The sequence below is a fragment of the Streptococcus sp. 27098_8_91 genome (assembly GCF_041432385.1).
Lineage (GTDB): Bacteria > Bacillota > Bacilli > Lactobacillales > Streptococcaceae > Streptococcus.
In genome coordinates this window covers 40047-60841 of sequence record NZ_JAPVZN010000008.1, presented here as the reverse complement: position 1 = coordinate 60841, position 20795 = coordinate 40047, and the positions used below count along the sequence as shown (strand labels likewise).

Sequence of the window (20795 nt, the reverse complement as noted above, 5' to 3'; positions counted from 1 at the left end):
GGAAGAAGGTTATGTCATCTATAGTTGTACTTCTGACGATAAGGTTGTTCGTGTACCAAAGGAAATTAAAGGTAAACCTGTTATCGCAATTGGAGAACGTGGTCTTGCGAACTTGAAACATTGTGAGGCAATCGTTTTACCAGATACAGTACGATATATTGGAAAAGGTGCGTTTACGATTGACAATAAGTTAAAGTATGTCCACTTTGGTAAGTCAATAGAAACAGTAGAAGATGATGTTTTCAACTCTGACAGTTCATTAGAATCAGTTGTATTCCCAGAAGGAACAAAGAGTATTGGAACATTAGTATTCTGGGGGACATCATCAATTAAATCTATTACAATTCCAGCAAGTGTAACAGAAATTACAGAATACTTCTATTTTGTGGATAACTGTAACCCAGATGTAGAAATCCATACACCTAAGGGATCAAAGGCAGAAGAAGTAGCTAAAGCAAGGCAACTTAAAGTAGTAAATGACTAAAGGGGAATAGTATGAACAAAAAATTACTATCAGGCTTAGGGACTGACCCCAAAAAGTGAGAATTTAATAAAAACACCCTAGGGCTACCGTCTTCGGTATCCAACCGGAGACAGGTAGTCCAATTTTTGTTGGATTCTTTTTTCATTAGGTTCTTCATCAACACTATTTGACAAAGAGCCAAAAGAATCAGGTGATAAACCTGATTCTTTTTTTGTTTGTAAATTCTCACCGAGATTACATGATACCGAAGAAACGAGCTGCGATACCAACTACAAAGAGGGCAAGAATGATTGTGATTGGAGATACTTTTTTCTTAAGCAACCACATGCAAAGGAAAGTAAGGAGAAGTCCCATCAATCCTGGGATCAATGAGTTCAACTGTCCTTGAAGGGTTTGTGGTTGAACGCTATCCAAGCTCAATCCGCTAAGTGCTTGGCCGAGGATTCCCTTCAATTCTCCACCTGTAACAGGACCTTCTGGGAAGACGATGTAGGCACCTTCTGACAATTGTTTACCTGGAAGGTTGATAGTGAAGTTGATTGATACCCAACGTTGTACAAGAACGGCAAGGATGAACATACCAAGGATAGAAGCTCCTTTAGTGATGTCTTTCAAGATACCACCTGACATATCTTTAGTGATTTCAGATCCAGCCTTGTAACCAAACTCTTGTGTATACCATAGGAAAGACATACGGATTGCATTCCATCCAAAGAAGAAGAGAAGTGGACCAACGATGTTACCAGTTGCAGCAAGTGATGCACCAAGGGCACCAAGGATAGGACGAACTGTAAACCAGAAGACTGGGTCACCGATACCAGCAAGAGGTCCCATCATACCGATCTTAACACCTTGGATAGCAGCGTCATCGATTTCAGTACCGTTTGCGCGTTCTTCTTCAAGTGCAAGAGTAACCCCCATGATTGGGGCAGCTACGTATGGGTGAGTGTTGAAGAACTCGAGGTGACGCTCAAGAGCAGCAGCTTGGTCTTCTTTTTTAGTGTAAAGTTTCTTGATAGCTGGGATCAAAGAGTAAGCCCAACCCAAGTTTTGCATACGTTCGTAGTTCCAAGAACCTTGAAGGAATTGTGAACGCCACCAAACTTTTTGGCGATCTGATTTTGATAATTGAATTTTTTCAGCCATGATTGTTCCCCTTTCTAGTAGTCTTCTAGGATATCACCGATTGGATCGTTAGAAGTTGCAGCTCCTCCTCCGCCGTTTCCACCTTGTTTAGAAAGGTTGAGGTAGATGAAGGCAAGGGCAACACCGATGACACCAAGGGCAATCAAAGTCAATTGAGAGATTGCTGCAAGAGCAAAACCGATAGCGAAGAATGGCCATACTTCACGAGTAGCCATCATGTTGATAACCAATGCGTAACCAACGGCAACGACCATAGCACCACCGACAGCCATACCACCTTTAAGCCATTCTGGCATAAGGTTCAATACGCTTTGAACGGCTTCAGTTGGCATTGCAAGCAAGAGTGCAGCTGGGATAGCAATACGTAGACCTTGAAGAGCGAGGGCAAAGTAGTGAGCGCGTTCAACAGCTGTAATGTTTCCTTCTTTAGCAGCAGCGTCAGCAGTGTGAACCAAACCAACTGAGATGGTACGAACGATCATAGTCAAGAAAAGACCAGCTACGGCAAGAGGAATAGCAGTTGCAGTTGCGACTGCGATACCTTCAGTAGTAAAGTTACCACCCTTAATCATGATGATTGCAGCAGCAACAGAGGCAAGAGCCGCGTCAGGAGCAACGGCAGCACCGATGTTAGCCCAACCAAGGGCGATCATTTGAAGTGATCCACCAAGCATAACCCCTGCTTCGAGGTTACCAGTTACAAGACCGATAAGGGTACATGCGACGATTGGTTGGTGGAATTGGAATTGGTCGAGGATACCTTCAAGACCTGCGAAGAAGGCAACAACTACAACCAAGATAGCAGAAATGAATGAAATATCTGACATGGTTTTATTCCTTTTCTATTAGTTTTAATTATTGAACGTTAGCTTTGCTAATCAAGTCAAACAAATCTTTTTTAGTGTCGTTTGGTACTTTACGTACGTCAAATTCAACACCAAGGTCACGCATTTTTTCAAATGTAGCAACGTCGTCTTTGTCCATTGACAATACGTTGTTGACCATTGTTTTACCAGTTGAGTGAGCCATTGATCCAACGTTAAGAGTTTTGATTGGCACACCACCTTCGATAGCACGAAGGGCATCTTGTGGTGTTTCAAACAAGATAAGGGCATGTGTTTCACCAAAGCGAGGATCTTTAGCAACCTCAATCAATTTTTTGATTGGAACAACGTTAGCCTTCACTCCGTTAGGAGCCGCTTGTTTGATCAATTCTTTACGCAGGTCGTCGTTAGCTACGTTATCTGAAGCAACGATGATACGGTTAGCTTTTGAATCTGGTGTCCAAGCAGTTGCGACTTGTCCGTGAAGGAGACGAGTGTCAAGACGTGCAAGATTGATTTTCAATTTACCGTCTCCAATGACAGTTCCTTCTGGAATAGCAGCTTGGGCTACAGGCGCAGTTGTAGCAGTAGCAACTTCCTCAGCTGGATTGAGTTCTTCTGGAAGAGCCTTGATGCCATCCTTAGATTCTTTGATGATATTTGCAGCGACTTTATCAACACCTGCAGTAGCGTCCATCAGGCGCTCTGTATATGCTTGGATTAACATCGGTAAGTTAAGTCCTGTGATGATGGCAAATTTACGCTCAGGGTTTTCTCCCATTACGCGGCTAGCTTGGTTAAATGGAGACCCACTCCAAAGGTCAGCCAAGACTAGAACCTCATCTTCTGCGTCAAATGCAGCCACAGCATTGTTGAACTTGGCGTATAAATCATCTGGACCTTCGTTTGGCATAAAGGTTACAACTTGAACCTTTTCTTGTTCACCAAAGATCATAGATCCTGACTGATGAATACCCGCGGCAAATTCACCGTGGCTCGCAATAATGATTCCGATACTCATTATTGTTATTCCTCCTTATAAAATGTTTGACTCTTAGTTTAAGAAAACTTTAAGACTCCTTAAGTATAAATCGTTTTCATCAAAAAATCAACTAATTATAATAAAGAGTGAAAAAAATCTCAAAGCTTTATCTTTGCAGATATTGATATATGAACTTTTTGTAAAATCGTCTATAAAATGGTAAAAAAATTTAATATAAAAAGTGGTAGTGCAGAAGTGGACCAACCAAATCTCGGTAACTTAGTTCCAGCCTCTTTTACTTCACTCAACCATTGGATGCTGAAAGAATGTGGATAGAAAAATGACGTTTTCTTTAATGGTGTTATTGAGCATTTAAAAAAGAACTTTAAGTTCGATTAGTTGCTATGCCAAAATTTTATTGCTAAAAAACGAGGTGGGGTCTACTGTCCCTACCTCGTTTTATTATTTATTATTTATCTTAATGAGTAAAGTCTAGAACCATGCGACCTTGGATGGTACCAGCAGCCATTTCATCAAAGACAGCAATGGCATCTTCGACAGGCCGTTTTTGAACAACTGGAACAACGAGACCTTCAGCACCAAATTGGAAAGCTTCTTCCAAATCTTTACGTGTACCAACAAGGGAACCGATGACCTGAATACCGTCAAGAACTGTTTTGACGATGCTAAGATCCATCATTTCAGATGGGAGACCGACAGCTATTACACGACCGCCTGCACGAACAGAGTCAACTGCTTGGTTAAAGGCAACTTTTGATACAGCTGTTACGACAGCTGAGTGAGCACCACCGTTTGTCTTTTCTTTGATAAGGCCTGGAACATCTTCGACTTCAAGACCATTAATCACGATATCAGCACCAACTTCTTTAGCTAGGGCAAGTTTATCATTGTTAATATCAACTGCGATAACGTGTGCGTTGAATACTTTTTTCGCGTATTGGACAGCCAAGTTACCAAGGCCTCCAGCACCATAGAGGACAACCCATTGGCCTGGTTCAACTTTTGCTTCTTTGATAGCCTTGTATGTAGTAACACCGGCACAAGTGATAGAAGAGGCTTGGGCTGGATCGAGACCTTCTGGAACCTTAACGGCATAATCTGCAGTTACGATACATTGTTCTGCCATACCACCATCTACTGAGTAGCCAGCATTTTTTACTGTACGGCAAAGAGTTTCGCGCCCAGTTGTACAGTATTCACACATACCACAGCCTTCAAAGAACCAAGCTACGCTGACACGGTCGCCAACTTTGAGACTTTTAACATCAGGGGCGATTTCTTTTACGATACCGATACCTTCGTGACCGAGAACGCGTCCTGGAACTTTACCAAAGTCACCATGGGCAACGTGGAGGTCAGTGTGGCAGACACCACAGTACTCAACTTCTACAAGAGCTTCCCCAGTTTCGAGTGGACGGAGAACTTTTTCTTCAATAGCAACACCAGTACCTTCTGGATTTACAACAACAGCTTTCATAGCTATCCTCCTTGATTAGTCGTTGAGGTGCAGAGGAAAAGGGGCTTGGCTTGACTCATGATTCAAGTGAAGTCGAATTTGAACTGCCCTCTTTTTGTCTATATGTGAATTATATCACTATATTTAATATAGTACAAGGGATTTGATGAAAAAACTATGTAATCGCTTAACCGGTTGATGAGACTGTGAAAATTGAACAATGATATCTGATGTATTGGCATGGATTTCATATAAAGAGGAAGTTATTGGGGCTAAAATCTAGGGAGCGAGCTTGCAAACAGACTTTCTAAGATCCTTCTCTAGGACTTTTTGGTATAATAGAGAGTAATTTGTTTTCTAGTATGAGAAGTTATAATGAGAGGTATCTATGTCCCCTTCAATTCAGTTGTTAAAAGACCGCTATTTAAAAAATATCAAAGAAAATCCAGAACTCTATATCGGTATTGAGTTGGAGTTTCCTATCGTTCATGTAAATGGACAAGCTACCGATATTGAAGTCAGCAAAGAATTGATGCACTTTTTGGTTGGTGCTCTCGGTCTGGAAGTTGAAAAGGAAGACCAGGATGGCAATCCAATTCAACTTGTAGAACCGATCAGTCAAGACCGGATTTTGTTTGAGGTTTCCTATACGACCTTGGAGTTTGCCTTTGGCAGAGTCCAGAATATCCAAGAGGTCGACCAACGCTTTCAAGCTTATATGAAGGTGATTCAGGAAAAGCTTGGGGAAAAGGATCATGCGATTCAGGGTTGGGGGATTCATCCTAACTGGAATATCAATGATAATCTGCCTGTCGCTTATCAGCGTTACCAGATGTTGATGGACTATCTGAAGATGGGCAACAATCAGGAGTCCGTTTCTTTGCATGACTTTCCAGCCTATGGTGCATTTATCTGTGGGAGTCAAGTTCAGTTAGATGTCTCGAAGTCAAACTACTTACGAGTTATCAATGCTTTCACTCAGCTTGAGGCAGCCAAAGCTTTCTTATTTGCCAATTCTGAGTTTTCGGGAGCAGACTGGGATACTTTGATTTCACGAGATATCTTTTGGGAAAAATCCATGCATGGGATTTATCCAGAAAATGTTGGTGTCAATGATAGACTCTTTAAAGATGAGGATGATTTCTTTGATTATCTAGACCGCTCTGCGATTTTTACAGCAGAACGAGATGGGGAAACCTACTATTTTTCTCCGATTCGGGCTAGAGATTATCTAGCTACTGAGGAAATTTCGGCCTATACTCTAAATGGAAAAGAAACTCTGTTTGTTCCTCAAGAGAAGGATTTTCAAACGCATCGTAGTTACCAATATCAAGACCTAACAACTCGAGGAACGGTCGAATTTCGTAGTGTTTGTACGCAACCCCTAGACCGCACTTTTACTTCGGCAGCCTTTCATCTAGGTTTGTTGGTGAATCTAGACAAGCTTGAAACATACCTAGAAACAGCACCTTTCTTTGAGAGATTTGGTTGTGACTACAAATCTTTGAGACGCCAGTTTTCTAAGAAACAGCTTTCAGATGAGGAGACAGCTGGAATTGTTCAATTCTCAAAAGACTTGCTAGCTATAGCAGAGCAAGGTCTTGAAATGAGAGGTCAGCAAGAAATGACCTATTTAGAGCCTTTGAAAGAAAAAATGACTCTATAATTTTCTTATAAAGGGAGAATTTTCTGAAAAATCATGTTATAATGAATAAGACTATAGATAAAGGATAGAGATTTATGACATTAGTTTATCAATCAACGCGTGATGCGAAAAATACCGTAACAGCCAGCCAAGCGATTTTGCAAGGTTTGGCAACAGATGGAGGTTTGTTTACTCCGGTTAGTTATCCAAAGGTAGATTTGGATTTTGACACATTAAAAGATGCTTCTTACCAAGAAGTGGCTAAGCTGGTCTTGTCAGCTTTCTTGGATGACTTTACAGCAGAGGAGTTGGACTACTGTATCACCAATGCCTATGATAGCAAGTTTGATACGCTAGCCATTGCTCCTCTTGTCAAACTTGATGGCCAATACAACTTGGAACTTTTCCACGGTTCAACCATTGCCTTCAAAGACATGGCCTTGTCTATCTTGCCATACTTTATGACAACAGCTGCCAAGAAACATGGCTTGGAAAACAAGATTGTTATCTTGACTGCAACTTCTGGAGACACTGGAAAAGCTGCCATGGCAGGATTTGCGGATGTTCCTGGAACTGAAATTATCGTCTTTTATCCAAAAGATGGTGTCAGCAAGGTACAAGAGTTGCAAATGACCACTCAAACTGGGGAAAATACTCATGTTATCGCTATTGATGGAAACTTTGACGATGCTCAAACCAACGTCAAACATATGTTCAACGATGTGGCTCTTCGTGAAAAATTAGCAGCCAACAAGTTGCAATTTTCATCAGCCAACTCTATGAATATCGGTCGTTTGGTACCACAGATTGTCTACTATGTCTATGCTTACGCTCAGCTTGTTAAGACTGGCGAGATTAAGGCTGGTGACAAGGTCAACTTCACCGTTCCGACAGGAAACTTTGGGAACATCTTGGCTGCCTTTTACGCTAAACAAATCGGTCTGCCAGTTGGGAAACTAATCTGTGCTTCAAATGACAACAATGTCTTGACAGACTTCTTTAAAACTCGTGTCTATGACAAGAAGCGCGAGTTTAAGGTGACCACTAGTCCGTCTATGGATATCTTGGTATCTTCAAACTTGGAGCGCTTGATTTTCCATCTTTTGGGTAATGATGCGGTTAAGACAGCTGAACTCATGGATGCCTTGAACACTCAAGGTCAGTATGAATTGAAAGATTTTGATGTAGAGATTCTTGTTCTTTTTGCGGCAGAGTATGCGACAGAAGCGGAAACCGCAGCAGAAATCAAGCGTGTTTACGAGTCAGATTCTTATATCGAGGATCCTCATACAGCAGTTGCTTCAGCCGTATTTAAAAAATACCAAGCAGCAACAGGCGATGTGACTAAGACGGTGATTGCTTCAACAGCTAGTCCTTACAAATTCCCAGTCGTTGCAGTAGAAGCTGTAACTGGACAATCAGGTCTTAGCGACTTTGAAGCCTTGGCTCAATTACATGAAATCTCAGGAGTAGCAGTGCCACCAGCAGTGGATGGCCTTGAAACAGCTCCAGTTCGTCACAAGACAACTGTTGCAGCATCAGAGATGCAGACTGCAGTAGAATCTTATCTAGGACTTTAAAACAGAGGAAGTAAACTCGGTTGGGAAACTAACTGAGTTTCTTTTCATCAGGAGGAAGGATTGTTTAAGAAATATAAAGACATTCTCAACATAGCTCTGCCAGCCATGGGTGAAAATTTTTTACAGATGCTTATGGGAATGGTGGATAGTTATCTGGTAGCACATCTAGGCTTAATCGCCATTTCGGGTGTGTCTGTAGCGGGTAACATTATCACCATTTACCAAGCGATTTTTATTGCTCTAGGAGCTGCGATTTCCAGTGTTATTTCCAAAAGTTTGGGGCAGAAGGACCAGTCTAGACTAGCCTACCACGTGACAGAAGCGCTCAAGATAACCTTGCTTTTGAGCTTGATTTTAGGGTTCTTGTCCATCTTTGCCGGTCAAGAGATGATTGGTCTTTTGGGGACAGAAGCGGCTGTGGCTGAGAGTGGAGGACTATACCTAGCTTTGGTCGGTGGAACAATCGTCCTCTTGGGCTTGATGACTAGTCTAGGAGCCTTGATTCGCGCCACCCATAATCCGCGTCTTCCCCTTTATGTGAGTCTTTTATCCAATGCCTTGAATATTCTCTTTTCAAGTCTAGCTATTTTTGTTCTTGATATGGGCATAGCTGGTGTAGCTTGGGGGACTATTTTGTCACGTTTGGTCGGGGTTGTGATTTTGTGGTCACAATTAAAACTTCCATATACGAAACCAAGGTTTGGACTGGATAAAGACTTGCTGACTTTGGCTTTACCTGCAGCGGGAGAGCGTCTCATGATGCGAGCTGGTGATGTGGTCATTATTGCCTTGGTTGTTTCCTTTGGGACGGAGGCAGTCGCAGGAAATGCAATCGGTGAAGTCTTGACTCAGTTTAATTATATGCCAGCCTTTGGTGTCGCTACAGCAACAGTCATGCAGGTGGCTCGAGCAGTTGGAGAAGATGATTGGGCAAGGGTAGACAACTTAAGTAAGCAAACTTTTTGGCTATCGCTCTTTCTCATGTTGCCCTTAACACTTAGTATCTATGCTCTTGGAACGCCCCTAAGTCACCTCTACACTAGTGATCCTGCGGCCATTAAAGCCAGTGTTTTGGTGACGCTGTTCTCACTACTAGGAACTCCTATGACGACGGGAACAGTCATTTATACAGCTGTCTGGCAGGGGTTGGGAAATGCACGCCTCCCCTTTTATGCGACAAGTATCGGAATGTGGTGTATCCGTATCGGAACAGGGTATCTGATGGGAATTGTTCTTGGTTGGGGCTTGCCTGGTATTTGGGCAGGAACGCTTTTGGATAATGGTTTTCGCTGGTTCTTCCTGCGCTATCGTTATAAGCAATATATCTCTTTGAAAGGATGACATATGAAAAAAATTGGATTTATCTGGGATTTAGATGGGACCTTGTTAGACTCTTATGAGGCTATCTTAGCAGGAATCGAAGAGACTTTTGCCCAGTTTGACATTCCTTATGATAAGGCTGAGGTTCGTGCCTTTATTCTAAAAACTTCCGTTCAAGATCTGTTGGAAAAGGTGGGAGAAGAAAGAAGCTTGGATGCTGATATGCTCAATCAGGTTCGTGCTCAGAGTTTGGCTGAGAAGAATGCTCAAGTTGTTCTGATGCCGGGGGCGCGTGAAATCTTAGCTTGGGCAGACCAGCAAGGAATTGAGCAGTTTGTTTATACCCATAAAGGGGACAATGCTTTTACAATTTTGGAGAATTTGGGTTTGGCCCACTATTTCACAGAAATTTTAACCAATCAAAGTGGCTTTTCTCGGAAGCCTAGTCCAGAAGCTGCGATTTATCTTCTAGATAAGTATGAACTAGATCCTCAGCAGACTTATTATATCGGCGATCGGACTTTGGATATCGAATTTGCTCAAAACAGTGGCATCCAGAGTATCAATTTTCTTGCCTCTCCTGCAACTTGTAATCAACAGATAGAGCATTTAGAAGACATTAGCTCGCTTTCCTTCTAGAATTTTCTGCAAGAAGAATGTGTCAGCCTGATGACAAGAAACTAACAAACTATTTCAAGTAATGTGATTTGTTACAACGAATGTACAGTTCTGTTAAATAGCCCCAAAAGGGCTTTTTTTCTATTTTCTTTGTGTTATGATAGACAGGTACTACATTTGAAAAGGAGTTTGATAGTATGAAGAAAAGAATTATTTTAGCATCAACAGTAGCCTTATCCCTTGCCCCTGTATTGGCAACCCAAGCAGAAGAATTAGTGTGGACAGCGCGTAGTGTTGAGCAAATTCAAAACGATGTTACTAAGAATGAGAATAAAACAAGCTATACGATTCAGTATGGTGATACCTTAAGTACCATTGCCGAAGCTTTGGGAGTGGATGTGACCGTTCTTGCTAACCTGAACAAGATCAGCAATATTGATTTGATCTTCCCTGAGACAGTCCTTACAACAACTGTCAATGAAAAAGAAGAAGTGACAGAGGTTGAAATTCAAACCCCTGATGCAGTTCAAGGAGGCGAAGGCACAACTGCAACAGCAGATTTGACAACCAACCAAGTCACTGTAGATGACCAAACTGTACAGGTTGAAGATTTAACTCAACCAGTCGCAGAAACAACTGTAGCTGAGCCAGTCGCAGAAGCAGCTGTTACAGAAGTTGTAGCACCGGTAGAAGAGTCAGTAGTAGAAACCACTACTGAAGTTGCAACACCAGCAGAAGAATCTGCAGCAGAAACAACAACAGGAGCTGTTGCAGAAGTTTCAGCACCAGTAGAAGAGCCGGTAGCAGAAACACTTGTAGTGAAAGAAACGACTACAACAGAAGCACTAGTTACAGAAACTGTAGCAGAGACTCAATCAACACCATCAACTTATCAAGCTGAAGCAAGCCAAGGTTCATCAGCGACTTATGCAGCACCAGCAGCACCTGATTATGCAAGTATTGCAGCTTCAAAATCAGAAAATGCAGGTCTTCAGCCACAAACGGCTGCCTTTAAAGAGGAAGTAGCTAACTTGTTCGGAATCACATCATTTAGTGGTTACCGTCCAGGAGATAGTGGAGACCACGGAAAAGGACTTGCCATTGACTTTATGGTTCCAGTAAGCTCTGCTCTTGGAGACCAAATTGCAGATTATGCTATCCAAAATATGGCTAGCCGTGGCATAAGCTACATCATCTGGAAACAACGTTTCTATGCACCATTTGATAGTAAATACGGACCAGCCTACACTTGGAATCCAATGCCAGACCGTGGTAGTGTTACAGAAAACCACTATGATCACGTTCACGTATCGATGAACTAAGAATATTAAGAAGTTGGGAACTTGAGTTTCCGCTTCTTTTTTTATTTTCAAACTCTTAGATAGCGTAAATAAACTCCAGGCATAAAATAGAAAAACATAGCCTTGAGGGATTGTGACTAGGAGACTAATTTAACGGAGTAAGCAAAAGACTTGCAAAGTCAATTTATTTGTAATATACTTGATAAGTCAATGATTGATAAATCAAATATCAAAGAAAGGAGAAAATACTAAAAATGCATGATTTACTTTACCAGCTTCATTTAACAGATCAGACCATCACTCAACTTTTTGAGAAACAATTGGGAATTAGTTTGACCCGCTATCAAATCCTGCAATCTTTACTGCAACAGTCACCCTGTAACCAGATTGCCGTTCAGGAGAAGTTACAAATTGACCAGGCAGCCTTGACCCGTCATTTTAAGATACTGGAGTCAGAGGGCTATGTCAGTCGCAATCGGAATCCAATCAATCAGCGAGAAGTCTTAGTTGAATTAACCCAAGAAGCCAAGAATCAACTCTTGGTCAATCCGCCTAAACATCACTTGCGAGTGAAGGAACAGATGGAGAACATCTTATCCTCTACTGAGCAGCAAGACCTGATAGCTTTGTTGACAAAACTAGTATCAGGATTAGAAAAAATAGAATTTTAAGGAGAAAACGATGTCAATCATTACTACTATTTTAGCAACCCTTGTTGCCCTCGAACATTTTTATATCTTTTATTTGGAGAGTATCGCAACCCAATCGGACACAACCAGTCGTGTCTTTAACATGGATAAGGAAGAATTAGGAAGGCCATCAGTAACCTCTCTTTTCAAGAATCAGGGAATTTACAATGCCTTGATAGGTCTATTTCTTCTTTATGGAATCTATTTCTCGCAGAGCCTTGAAATCGTGACAATCTTTGTTTTATTTGTCATAGGAGCAGCGGCTTATGGTGCCTTAACAGCAGATAAAAAAATCATTCTAAAGCAAGGTGGGCCAGCTATTTTAGCCCTCTTGAGCATCCTTTTCTTGAAATAAAAACAACCAGCACTTTCTATTGAAGGTGCTGGTTTTAATCATTCACATTAAACTTTTCTCCGCTTGATTTCGAGTAATCTTTGATAAAAGAAGAATTGACTACTATAGATATAAGGGAAAGTAGGGATGCTCGCAATTCCGAAGCTGATCCAGATAAGGAGATACCAAGGAAGTAGCTGTAAATCAAGAACGAAGCGTTGGAACTTATAGCCTTTCATAAGGAAGCGACTGGTTTTGAGTACGCGGCTTGGCTTGGCAATTCCAATTGCAAGGGTATCACATAGGAGCAGCTCTACTTGGGAATAAGCGTAGTATTGTGGCAGATAGGCAATGGTTCCCAAAATCATCAGAAAGACGCTACCAAAGAAGTAGAGTGCAAAAGTGAGCAGAAAATGTTCGATATCTGAATTGGTGACGTCTACGGCTGGAAATTCGGGATGAAGTTCTACAAATTTACGAGCCATGGCACTGCTATAGAAGAGCAAGTAGACTCCAAAAATATTAGGGATGCTCCACAAAAAGAGATAGAAACGCTTGAGCAAGAGAGTCAGAAAGGTCTGGGTGAAGAAGCGGTTGTCAAGTAAGGACAGGCTATCTTTAAAGGAAAGCTCTATCTCGGAAATTCTATAAAGATTAATGGTTGTAAACAGAGCACCAGCTAGGATAATAGAACTTGTAAATCCGACTGCTAGAGGAAAGAGTGAAGACTGGATCAAGCTCATCAAAAAAGTAAAGAAGGATTGCTCAAGAATCCCCTCATCAAGTAGGGATAATGGACTTATAAAGCTGGATAGAATCAGGAAAATGCTTGGTAATAGAAAGACAAGCAATAGACGTGGATGTTCAGCTTGAAACTGTTTAGCTTGTTGACGAACTTCTTTTAAATTAATTTTTGGGTATTTCATTCTTTCATTATACCATAAATAGTACACAGCTTGCTAATCCTTTGAAAACAGTGGACTTCTAGCGTGTTAAGCAAAAGTGAATACGAGATTGAATACGACTTTACTTTTAGCTGGAGCGGATGAAATCCATGAACTGGTCAACGACTTCAACACGTTGATTATCATTGATATGAGTATACATATCAAGGGTGATTTGAACATTATTGTGACCGAGTCTATCCGAAATGATTTTGGCTGTAACACCAGCTTCAAACAGAAGAGAAGCATGTGTATGCCTAAATCCATGAGGAGAAATTTTTTTAAGCTTATTGTGTTTACGAAAGAATCTGCTAAGCTTCACTTTCATAGTTGCGGCTAAAAGCCATCCCCCTATGTCATTCGTAAAAATATAATTCGAATCATGTTTGTAAGGCACACCAGCCTGGAAATATTCTTTTATTTGCTGTCGTTTCCAGAGTTTCAAAACATTCAGAGTTTCATCATCTAAGGTGATAACCCTCTTACTCCTTTTGGTTTTAGGATCCTGAACAGTTTGTTTTTTGTCAATCACGACAGCCGTGCGAGAAATACTTAACCGTTTATTTTCAAAGTCAACATCTGACCACATGAGGCCGATTGCTTCTCCAGTTCTCAATCCAGAAAAAGCGAGTAAGTGAAAAAAGGTATAGTCTACTGGCTTACAATTTGCTTTGTAAACTTTAAGGAACTCGGTTAGTTCCTGTTTTGTATAGTAGTTTTCTTTGCCCTTTAAGGGTTTATTTTTAGGCTTGATAATCTTGTCTAAGGGATTTGACTTAATAATATCAAGAGAAGTGGCATACTTGAAAATACGGCTAATAACAGAGTAGTAATTAGCATAGAGGACATAACGATTACTTAACTTTATAGCAACCTTTTGACAATAAGCTACACTGATTTGCTGAATTTTCATATCTGTAAAATATGAGTCAATCATAACATTAAGTTTCTTCTTAGTGTTCTGATAAGTTGTTGGTTTTACAGTGTTCTTGTAGCTTTCAAGCCATAACTCAGCGACTTTGGCAAAAGTAGGGTTCTGGAAATCTGCATTACTTGAAAAACCATTCTCTTCAACATCTAAGAGAAGATCACGTTCGGCAGCCTTTGCCTCTTTAATGGTTTTAAAGCCACGGCGTGTTGTCCGTTTTTCTTTTCCAGTAGCTGGATCTATGCCCAGGTATGTTTGAAAGAGGTATCTAGTATCTCCTTTTTTTGTAATGTATTTTTTTATCATAAAAAGTCCTTTCTTTTCGATTGCTTGCCCGCATAGTTGAAAAGGTGTAGAACTTATGATAAACTATAGTTGTATTTTTTTATCATCCTTTCGATTGCTTGTCACATGGAAGGTTGAATCCTCACACTCAAAGTTTGGCGATGGCGAGTGTGGGGATTTTTTTATTTTTTGTTAATTACTCCTCAAGCAATCTTATAAAATCATTTTCTGTCATGATTTCAATATCTTGACCTTTTTCTAACAAGGTTTGTGCTTTTTTCATTTTACTGCTTAATCCATCTGTGCCAACAACTCTCCAATCTTGTTCTCCAACAACTAATATATTGGTGTGTTTGGTTACACCTTTTTCAGGGATACCACCAACTAACGTAGCAGCTTTGTTAGCTTCTTTTCTAGTCATTCGCTCGAGTTTTCCAGTAAAGCAAAAGTATAAACCGTAAAAGTAATGGTCTGGGTTCATTGCTGCTTTTTCTTCTTCTGTAGGAGTATAGATGAGATTATCTTTGTACTTAGCGTCTTTTTTTCTCTTAAATCCATACTGGCCAAGTAAGCCGGTTTTATTGTATCTATATTCTTTTAAAAAAGTATCAAGGTCGGAAAATGAATTAGCAGATAGTAAATATTCTAAAATCAATCCACTCGCTCGTGCATCTGATAGAGCATTGTGATGATCTAGCTCAATATTCAAATGTTTAGCTAGTCTTTTTAATTTGTAACTCAGTTGTCCAGGAAAAGCAACCTTGGCCAATCGATACGAACAAATATACTCTATATTATCAAAATCCAGTTCATATTTTTGGTATACGTCTTTAAGAGCACCCATATCAAACTGTGCAAAGTGGGCTACAACTATATCAGAACCAATAAAATCAACAATATTTTGCCGTACTTCCGGAAATGTAGGAGCATCAGCAACATCTTCAGGTTTAATACCGTGAATAGAAATGTTGAAGGTGTCAAACCTTGTTTCGGGATTGATTAAAGTGTAAAAAGTATCAACAATATTCCCATCTTTAAATTTTACTAATCCGATAGAACAAACACTCCCTCGAAAATCATTCGCAGTTTCAACATCTAAAGCAACATATGCGTAAGACATATAAGTTTCCTTTCATTCCAACAATGCTAAGTATTCCTCTTGAACCATGATCTCACTTGTCATAGTTTTCAGATTGTAGTAAGACATGAATTTTAAGTAATCAAACTCTGTAGGGACGTCAAGGCTCTTCAGCGCGTCTTTATAGAGTCTTTTGTTATTCGGATTTTTTTGATAAGTGTTGTTGAATAATTAAGGCTACGTTGGCTTTTTCTTCTTCGGTCATAGGAGGTTCATTGGGATCGTCTACCGAAAACTCGATAGCATGCCACTTATCATTGACTCTAATCCACTCTCTTCGTCTATGACATTGACAATCTAGGTTGTGTTTAATCACTTCCATGGGTCTGCTTTCACTACTCATATTATCCCTCTCTATACAAATCTACGACTTCGCCGATAATTCGGAAGTCGGTCTCTGGTGTGATTGGCATATCCTTGTACGCAGGGTTCAAGCTATGTAGGTATGCCTGTTCTTTGTCGATGACAAGCTGCTTGATATAAGCATCACCGTTGTAGTTGAACACTCCGATAACACCGTTATTTAAGTCCACGCTGGTTTGGATAAAGACAAGGTCGCCGTCGTGATAGTCAGGCTCCATGGAGTCCCCTTTGATTGGAATGACGAAGTCGGCATCAACATCTACTGGCAACTCTATCCGTTCCACTCGTACATCGTTCAAATACTGGCCTGTACCTGCAGAAGCTGGGTGGTCGTAGTAGTCGTAACTATAGAGCTGAATGACTTCCGATACTTCGTTTATCTTCGTTTCTTCTTCGTTTTTCTGCTCTTTCAGTTGCCTCTCTGCGTAGTTCAAGACTTTGGCTTGCCTTGGAGGTTTTAGTTCGTCGTAGATGGTTTGGATTTGGGGAGTGCTATCAACCGATGAAGGTTTCGATAAATCAAACAAATATTGAGGCGATACACCCAAAGCCTGAGCATATATTCTTATATCTCCTTCATCTAATTGTCTATTCCCGTTCTCATGGTTAGAAATTGTATTTTGTTTAAAACCTGTCAGTTCGGCAAGTTTTTTTTGAGTTAACTTTTTGGATTTTCTCACCTCTTTAATTGAGTTTCCTAGTATATTCATATCAATTAACTCCTTTCTTTTTTATTATATACCAATGTGATAAAAAAATAAATAAAAAAATCTCAAAAAGCGATAAAAAGTTATTGACATATATCTCAAAATGAGATATAATTAAATCGAGCTTAAGGAAATAACAAAAAACAAACCGAGGGGAAATATCATGAACACATTAAACGAGAAAGCAATCAACATCTTCAAAGCAGTGGTTGCAGAAACCTTACTTCAAAACACATACGAGGAACTTTTCCTCTATGGTCAACTTGAATCATTCTGGAACAACTGCCGTCAATTCGCTTTCGGTTGGACAGAGTTGGCAGAAGATATCGAACGCCAAGAGCGTTACCTTCTTGATGCTGGTTTCACTCAAGATGAAATTGATGAGATTCGCTTCGATGCATCATTCGTAGGAATGATGGACAAAATGAATGTAGCCTGATCGGTAGCACCAGGGTTCGACTCCCTGGCAGGCTGTTGCTCATAGAGCAAAAAAAGAGAAAGGAGGAAGAGAGGTGGAAAGTGTTGAAATTGTTGAATTGATAAAAATTACATTTAAACGAGGGAAAGGAACAGAAGATGACCCGGTTAGAGTTGTAACTCAGTACTGGGACAAAGAAAATGTATTAATCTTTGAGAAAGATTAATTGTCTCTTCTTTCAATAGAATTTCGGTAGGATTCCGGTAATAGGTTATATGTGTCTAGAATTTTTTTAGGTTGGGTGATTCGATTATCTACAATCAAGTTGATAAAACTTAACAATGATAAAGCTAACTCTTTGTTATCTTTTATATCTATTTGGCCTGGATGTACGGCGTTATTCCCTATTACTCTAACACTGTCTAACATTTGTTGGATTTCTATTGGCATTCCTTTAGAGACAAGACTTCCAATTTGGGTATTTAAATCTTTACCTTGTGCGTTTAAATGAGCAACAAGCTTTTCAATAGCTAGGCGAGATAGAGCTGCAGAAGCTCTGGGTGATATATTTAGAACTTCGCCAGCTTCAATATAGATTTCTTTCACATCATCAGGCATATCACTATTAGGTTCAGGTATTCCTTCGGCAACATTTGGGAAAATTAATGTCAAGGTTGCACCGCTTGTGTATAATACGAGCCCGGAGCTACTTATTCGGATTTCATTTGTTATCCAAATAGAAAATTGATTACAAGCCTGACATTGTGCAATTATAATAAATTTGATAGATTCGTTGTAATCTCCATTGATATCAATAGGATTATAAGTCCATAAATGGGAAGAGAAACCTGAACATACAGGGCATTGAAAGGCTTTTGAATTGCCTGCGAAGCCACCGCCTAGGCTTAATTTAGAAAGGTCAAATGACATATTATTTCTCCAATCGTTTTATTTTGATTATACCACATTTGAAAGGGGGGTGAGGAAATGAGACCAAGACGGTATCCATATAGCGGGAAAATAAAAGCCTCAACTACAGAAATAGTCAAGGCTTGGGAAGATGCTTACTCAGTCTTTAATGCTAAAATTCAAAAAAAGCAAGAACGAGCTGAGCAGAAATTAGATGATGCTAGTTTGAGAATTCATCGACTTGTGACTCTAACTCAGCAACACGCTTCATCAAATCATCGATCTTTCGGTTTGTAAATGTGTTTTCAAGATCTTTTGCTTGTGCTTGAAGCAAAGTCTCTATAATTCCTAAAACGATATTTACATCACCAGAAATCATAGTATTTAAAGTAGCGTAAGTAGAATTTTTAAAAGCATCAAATTCTTTACTCATGACTTAACCTCCCTTCTAGCTTTATTATAGCAGAATTGCGAGGAACAAATAGAAAAATAAGGAGGTAGGAACGTGCAAAAACTTACAAAAAAACAAAGATTGAGAAAACAAGAATTAAAGCCTAAAACTAAGCTGCGAAAAGAGCGAAAAAAACACGAACTCACAACAGTTTTTATGGCTGATTTAATCGGCTTGAAAGACCGAAGACAATACGAACAAAAAGAAAGTGGTAAAGCGCCATTCCACGATTATGAAATATCGATTATATCCAATTATTTTCACAAGACAGAAAGTGAATTATTTTTTTAAAACAAAATATCTCGAATCGAGATATAAAGAACAGTCCTCAACGAGATATTGAGGACCGTAACATATATTGCTGAGAAGAAAGAAAGGAGAGAAGGATGATGAGCGGCCTATCAAAAAATTTACTACCAATTCAAAATTTAGAAATTAAGATAGATAGCGACTCTAGTATTCCACGAGTTATTTGGAACGGGATTTATTTTCAAGCAGAAGATATTGGTCTTCAAGGTATCAAGATAATTTGGGAAACAAAGAAAGATGAAGTGCCAGAGACACTTATTCAGGTTGATTATATAAATAACCGTGAAGCGCCTCATGTAGTATCTGTCAAACAGTCGTTTAAAAATACTTTACTTAAATAGCTCTGGCGAGTTTTATTTACATTATACCAATTTAGAAAGGAATATTATGAACAACGTAGCGCAAAAAGTAACACGGATTGACAAAGATGCCTGGGATATCGCTACGGAGCTTGCGAACGAATACGGAGTATCTATTTGTCACATCATCAGCGAGAGCGTCCGCTACTGTGCAGAGAATGCCGAATTTAAGGAGATGGACGTTGTCGTTAAACGACTGGTAGTCGGCAGTAAGGTGTTAGAGTAGGAGGTTTGAGATGGACGTAAAGAAACAAAATAATGATGTCATCAAAGAAATCATTGAGAAACATTTTGAAAATATGGTTGACGATGTTTTGGCACATACAGAAACCTATTATGAAGCTTTAGGAGCCATTGCTTCCATCAAGGGATTGAATATTCCACACATGATTCACCTAGCTGATTGTTTGGGGAAAGCTATCAAAAAACGTGCTATGCAACAAAAAACACCTAATCACAAAAATTAGATGCTGAAGGAGGGGAATATGAACGAAATTTTTAATTTTCACGGGCAGGAAGTCCGTACTTTGACAATTGATGACGAGCCTTGGTTCGTTGGGAAAGATGTTGCGGACATCCTAGGATATAGTAAGGCTAGAAATGCGATCGCTCTTCACGTTGATGAAGAGGATGCCCTAAAACAGGGCATCCCTACTAGTGGTGGAACACAAGATATGTTGATTATCAATGAATCCGGCCTCTACTCTCTCATTCTTTCAAGTAAGCTTCCACAAGCGAAAGAATTTAAACGCTGGGTGACTTCAGAGGTCTTGCCAGCTATTCGCAAGCAGGGCGGATTTATCCGTGAGGACTTGGACGAGGATGCCTTTATCGCTCTGTTTACTGGTCAGAAGAAATTGCGTGAGCAACAGGCGACTATGCTGGAAGATATCGACTACCTCAAGAGTGAGCAACCGATTCATCCGAGCTATGCTCAGTCGCTCCTGAAGAAGCGTAAGGCTAGGGTTGTGGCATGCCTAGGTGGTATCGATAGTCCAGCTTATGCTGATAAGATTTTTGCTCAGTCGGTATTTAGACAAGCTGAGATTGATTTCAAGGATCATTTCAATATCAGTCGTTATGACTTGCTACCGAAAAAGTTTGCAGATGCAGCCTTGGCCTACTGGATGACGTGGGAGCCAAGCACCAATACCAAGATGAAAATCATGGAATTGAACGCTTATGCATTGTAGAGCAAAAAAGCACCTGACGGGAACCAGGCGCATACTTAAATAATTAAAACCATTATATCACAAAAATGCTTGCCCGCATAGTTGAGAGGATGTAGAAAATGGAAGGAATAACGTTACAATTACGATTGGACGGCGAAAGTGCTGAATTGTTCACGAATCAATTATTGGCCTTTGCTGAAAAGCAGGTCAAGGAGCAGTTAGAGAATGATCGCATGCCAATCAATCAACAGGCTTTGATGAAGAAGTTCGGCTTTACTCATGGCTATATTAAGAAGTTAGAACGTAAAGGATTAAGATTTCGTAAGCAGGGGAAAGATATTATGTATGATGTCAATGATGTTTATGAGATTTTAGAGTTAGAAAAACAAGTACGGAAATTGAGAGCATAAGG

Annotated in this window: 25 protein-coding genes; 15 read left to right on the top strand and 10 right to left on the bottom strand. The window is 40.1% G+C overall.

Features of this window, described 5'->3' with window-relative positions; translation table 11 throughout:
- Positions 1 to 64: 64 nt before the first annotated feature.
- Positions 65 to 484, top strand: a complete 420-nt coding sequence (locus O3611_RS08070; protein ID WP_371608322.1) for a leucine-rich repeat domain-containing protein — start codon at positions 65 to 67, stop codon at positions 482 to 484.
- Between the two features lie 234 nt (positions 485 to 718).
- On the opposite strand, the gene O3611_RS08065 is transcribed toward O3611_RS08070, so the two are convergent.
- The 4 genes from O3611_RS08065 to adhP form a co-directional block, all read right to left on the bottom strand.
- Positions 719 to 1630 (bottom strand): PTS system mannose/fructose/sorbose family transporter subunit IID, encoded by a 912-nt coding sequence (locus tag O3611_RS08065; protein ID WP_045763029.1) that lies wholly within the window; start codon positions 1628 to 1630, stop codon positions 719 to 721.
- A 14-nt stretch (positions 1631 to 1644) separates the two neighbouring features.
- Positions 1645 to 2457, bottom strand: coding sequence for a PTS mannose/fructose/sorbose transporter subunit IIC (locus O3611_RS08060; RefSeq protein ID WP_060955180.1), 813 nt, complete (start codon positions 2455 to 2457; stop codon positions 1645 to 1647).
- Between the two features lie 28 nt (positions 2458 to 2485).
- The gene (locus tag O3611_RS08055) at positions 2486 to 3475 is read right to left on the bottom strand and encodes a PTS sugar transporter subunit IIB (RefSeq protein WP_371608307.1); all 990 of its coding nucleotides are present in this window, start codon (positions 3473 to 3475) and stop codon (positions 2486 to 2488) included.
- Between the two features lie 439 nt (positions 3476 to 3914).
- Positions 3915 to 4934: an alcohol dehydrogenase AdhP gene (gene adhP / locus O3611_RS08050; RefSeq protein ID WP_371608306.1), complete on the bottom strand. Its 1020-nt coding sequence runs from the start codon at positions 4932 to 4934 to the stop codon at positions 3915 to 3917.
- 367 nt (positions 4935 to 5301) lie between these two features.
- On the opposite strand from adhP, the gene O3611_RS08045 reads away from it, so the two are divergent.
- The 7 genes from O3611_RS08045 (at position 5302) to O3611_RS08015 (ending at position 12421) form a co-directional block, all read left to right on the top strand.
- Positions 5302 to 6579 (top strand): gamma-glutamylcysteine synthetase, encoded by a 1278-nt coding sequence (locus O3611_RS08045; RefSeq protein ID WP_371608305.1) that lies wholly within the window; start codon positions 5302 to 5304, stop codon positions 6577 to 6579.
- A gap of 74 nt (positions 6580 to 6653) precedes the next feature.
- Positions 6654 to 8138, top strand: coding sequence for a threonine synthase (thrC, locus tag O3611_RS08040; RefSeq protein ID WP_371608304.1), 1485 nt, complete (start codon positions 6654 to 6656; stop codon positions 8136 to 8138).
- 60 nt (positions 8139 to 8198) lie between these two features.
- Positions 8199 to 9479, top strand: a complete 1281-nt coding sequence (locus O3611_RS08035) for an MATE family efflux transporter (RefSeq protein WP_371608303.1) — start codon at positions 8199 to 8201, stop codon at positions 9477 to 9479.
- A gap of 3 nt (positions 9480 to 9482) precedes the next feature.
- On the top strand, positions 9483 to 10097 hold the full coding sequence (locus O3611_RS08030; protein ID WP_371608302.1) for an HAD-IA family hydrolase: 615 nt from the start codon (positions 9483 to 9485) through the stop codon (positions 10095 to 10097).
- A 176-nt stretch (positions 10098 to 10273) separates the two neighbouring features.
- Positions 10274 to 11398, top strand: coding sequence for a LysM peptidoglycan-binding domain-containing protein (locus O3611_RS08025; RefSeq protein ID WP_371608301.1), 1125 nt, complete (start codon positions 10274 to 10276; stop codon positions 11396 to 11398).
- Between the two features lie 224 nt (positions 11399 to 11622).
- On the top strand, positions 11623 to 12048 hold the full coding sequence (locus tag O3611_RS08020) for a MarR family winged helix-turn-helix transcriptional regulator (RefSeq protein ID WP_371608321.1): 426 nt from the start codon (positions 11623 to 11625) through the stop codon (positions 12046 to 12048).
- 10 nt (positions 12049 to 12058) lie between these two features.
- Positions 12059 to 12421, top strand: a complete 363-nt coding sequence (locus tag O3611_RS08015) for a DUF1304 domain-containing protein (RefSeq protein WP_371608300.1) — start codon at positions 12059 to 12061, stop codon at positions 12419 to 12421.
- A gap of 47 nt (positions 12422 to 12468) precedes the next feature.
- Here O3611_RS08015 and O3611_RS08010 read toward each other — a convergent pair whose 3' ends face one another.
- The 4 genes from O3611_RS08010 to O3611_RS07995 all read right to left on the bottom strand — a co-directional run bounded on the left by O3611_RS08010 (position 12469) and on the right by O3611_RS07995 (position 16768).
- On the bottom strand, positions 12469 to 13326 hold the full coding sequence (locus O3611_RS08010) for a DUF975 family protein (RefSeq protein ID WP_371608299.1): 858 nt from the start codon (positions 13324 to 13326) through the stop codon (positions 12469 to 12471).
- Between the two features lie 106 nt (positions 13327 to 13432).
- Positions 13433 to 14578 carry a tyrosine-type recombinase/integrase gene (locus O3611_RS08005; protein WP_371608298.1) on the bottom strand — a complete coding sequence of 382 codons (1146 nt, stop codon included), beginning with the start codon at positions 14576 to 14578 and terminating at the stop codon, positions 13433 to 13435.
- A gap of 175 nt (positions 14579 to 14753) precedes the next feature.
- The gene (locus tag O3611_RS08000; protein WP_371608297.1) at positions 14754 to 15677 is read right to left on the bottom strand and encodes an exonuclease domain-containing protein; all 924 of its coding nucleotides are present in this window, start codon (positions 15675 to 15677) and stop codon (positions 14754 to 14756) included.
- A gap of 362 nt (positions 15678 to 16039) precedes the next feature.
- Complete coding sequence (locus tag O3611_RS07995) at positions 16040 to 16768, bottom strand: XRE family transcriptional regulator (RefSeq protein WP_371608296.1); 729 nt, start codon at positions 16766 to 16768, stop codon at positions 16040 to 16042.
- A 160-nt stretch (positions 16769 to 16928) separates the two neighbouring features.
- On the opposite strand from O3611_RS07995, the gene O3611_RS07990 reads away from it, so the two are divergent.
- Together O3611_RS07990 and O3611_RS07985 are read left to right on the top strand one after the other, a co-directional pair.
- The gene (locus O3611_RS07990; protein WP_371608295.1) at positions 16929 to 17204 is read left to right on the top strand and encodes a hypothetical protein; all 276 of its coding nucleotides are present in this window, start codon (positions 16929 to 16931) and stop codon (positions 17202 to 17204) included.
- A 73-nt stretch (positions 17205 to 17277) separates the two neighbouring features.
- Complete coding sequence (locus O3611_RS07985) at positions 17278 to 17409, top strand: hypothetical protein (RefSeq protein WP_000446473.1); 132 nt, start codon at positions 17278 to 17280, stop codon at positions 17407 to 17409.
- Here O3611_RS07985 and O3611_RS07980 read toward each other — a convergent pair.
- Together O3611_RS07980 and O3611_RS07975 are read right to left on the bottom strand one after the other, a co-directional pair.
- Positions 17406 to 18113 (bottom strand): DUF4145 domain-containing protein, encoded by a 708-nt coding sequence (locus tag O3611_RS07980; protein WP_268699021.1) that lies wholly within the window; start codon positions 18111 to 18113, stop codon positions 17406 to 17408. The two genes, O3611_RS07985 and O3611_RS07980, sit on opposite strands and share 4 nt — an antisense overlap.
- A 199-nt stretch (positions 18114 to 18312) precedes the next feature.
- A complete protein-coding gene (locus O3611_RS07975) occupies positions 18313 to 18525 on the bottom strand; it encodes a hypothetical protein (protein ID WP_268699020.1) in 213 nt (70 codons plus the stop codon).
- Between the two features lie 72 nt (positions 18526 to 18597).
- On the opposite strand from O3611_RS07975, the gene O3611_RS07970 reads away from it, so the two are divergent.
- The 5 genes from O3611_RS07970 (at position 18598) to O3611_RS07950 (ending at position 20793) form a co-directional block, all read left to right on the top strand.
- On the top strand, positions 18598 to 18834 hold the full coding sequence (locus tag O3611_RS07970; RefSeq protein ID WP_049549205.1) for a hypothetical protein: 237 nt from the start codon (positions 18598 to 18600) through the stop codon (positions 18832 to 18834).
- Positions 18835 to 18929: 95 nt separating this feature from the next.
- Positions 18930 to 19193 carry a hypothetical protein gene (locus O3611_RS07965; protein WP_371608294.1) on the top strand — a complete coding sequence of 88 codons (264 nt, stop codon included), beginning with the start codon at positions 18930 to 18932 and terminating at the stop codon, positions 19191 to 19193.
- Positions 19194 to 19447: 254 nt separating this feature from the next.
- Complete coding sequence (locus O3611_RS07960; protein WP_371608293.1) at positions 19448 to 19678, top strand: hypothetical protein; 231 nt, start codon at positions 19448 to 19450, stop codon at positions 19676 to 19678.
- 18 nt (positions 19679 to 19696) lie between these two features.
- On the top strand, positions 19697 to 20404 hold the full coding sequence (locus O3611_RS07955; protein WP_371608292.1) for an ORF6C domain-containing protein: 708 nt from the start codon (positions 19697 to 19699) through the stop codon (positions 20402 to 20404).
- 98 nt (positions 20405 to 20502) lie between these two features.
- Positions 20503 to 20793: a hypothetical protein gene (locus O3611_RS07950; protein ID WP_000398535.1), complete on the top strand. Its 291-nt coding sequence runs from the start codon at positions 20503 to 20505 to the stop codon at positions 20791 to 20793.
- Positions 20794 to 20795 lie beyond the last annotated feature (2 nt).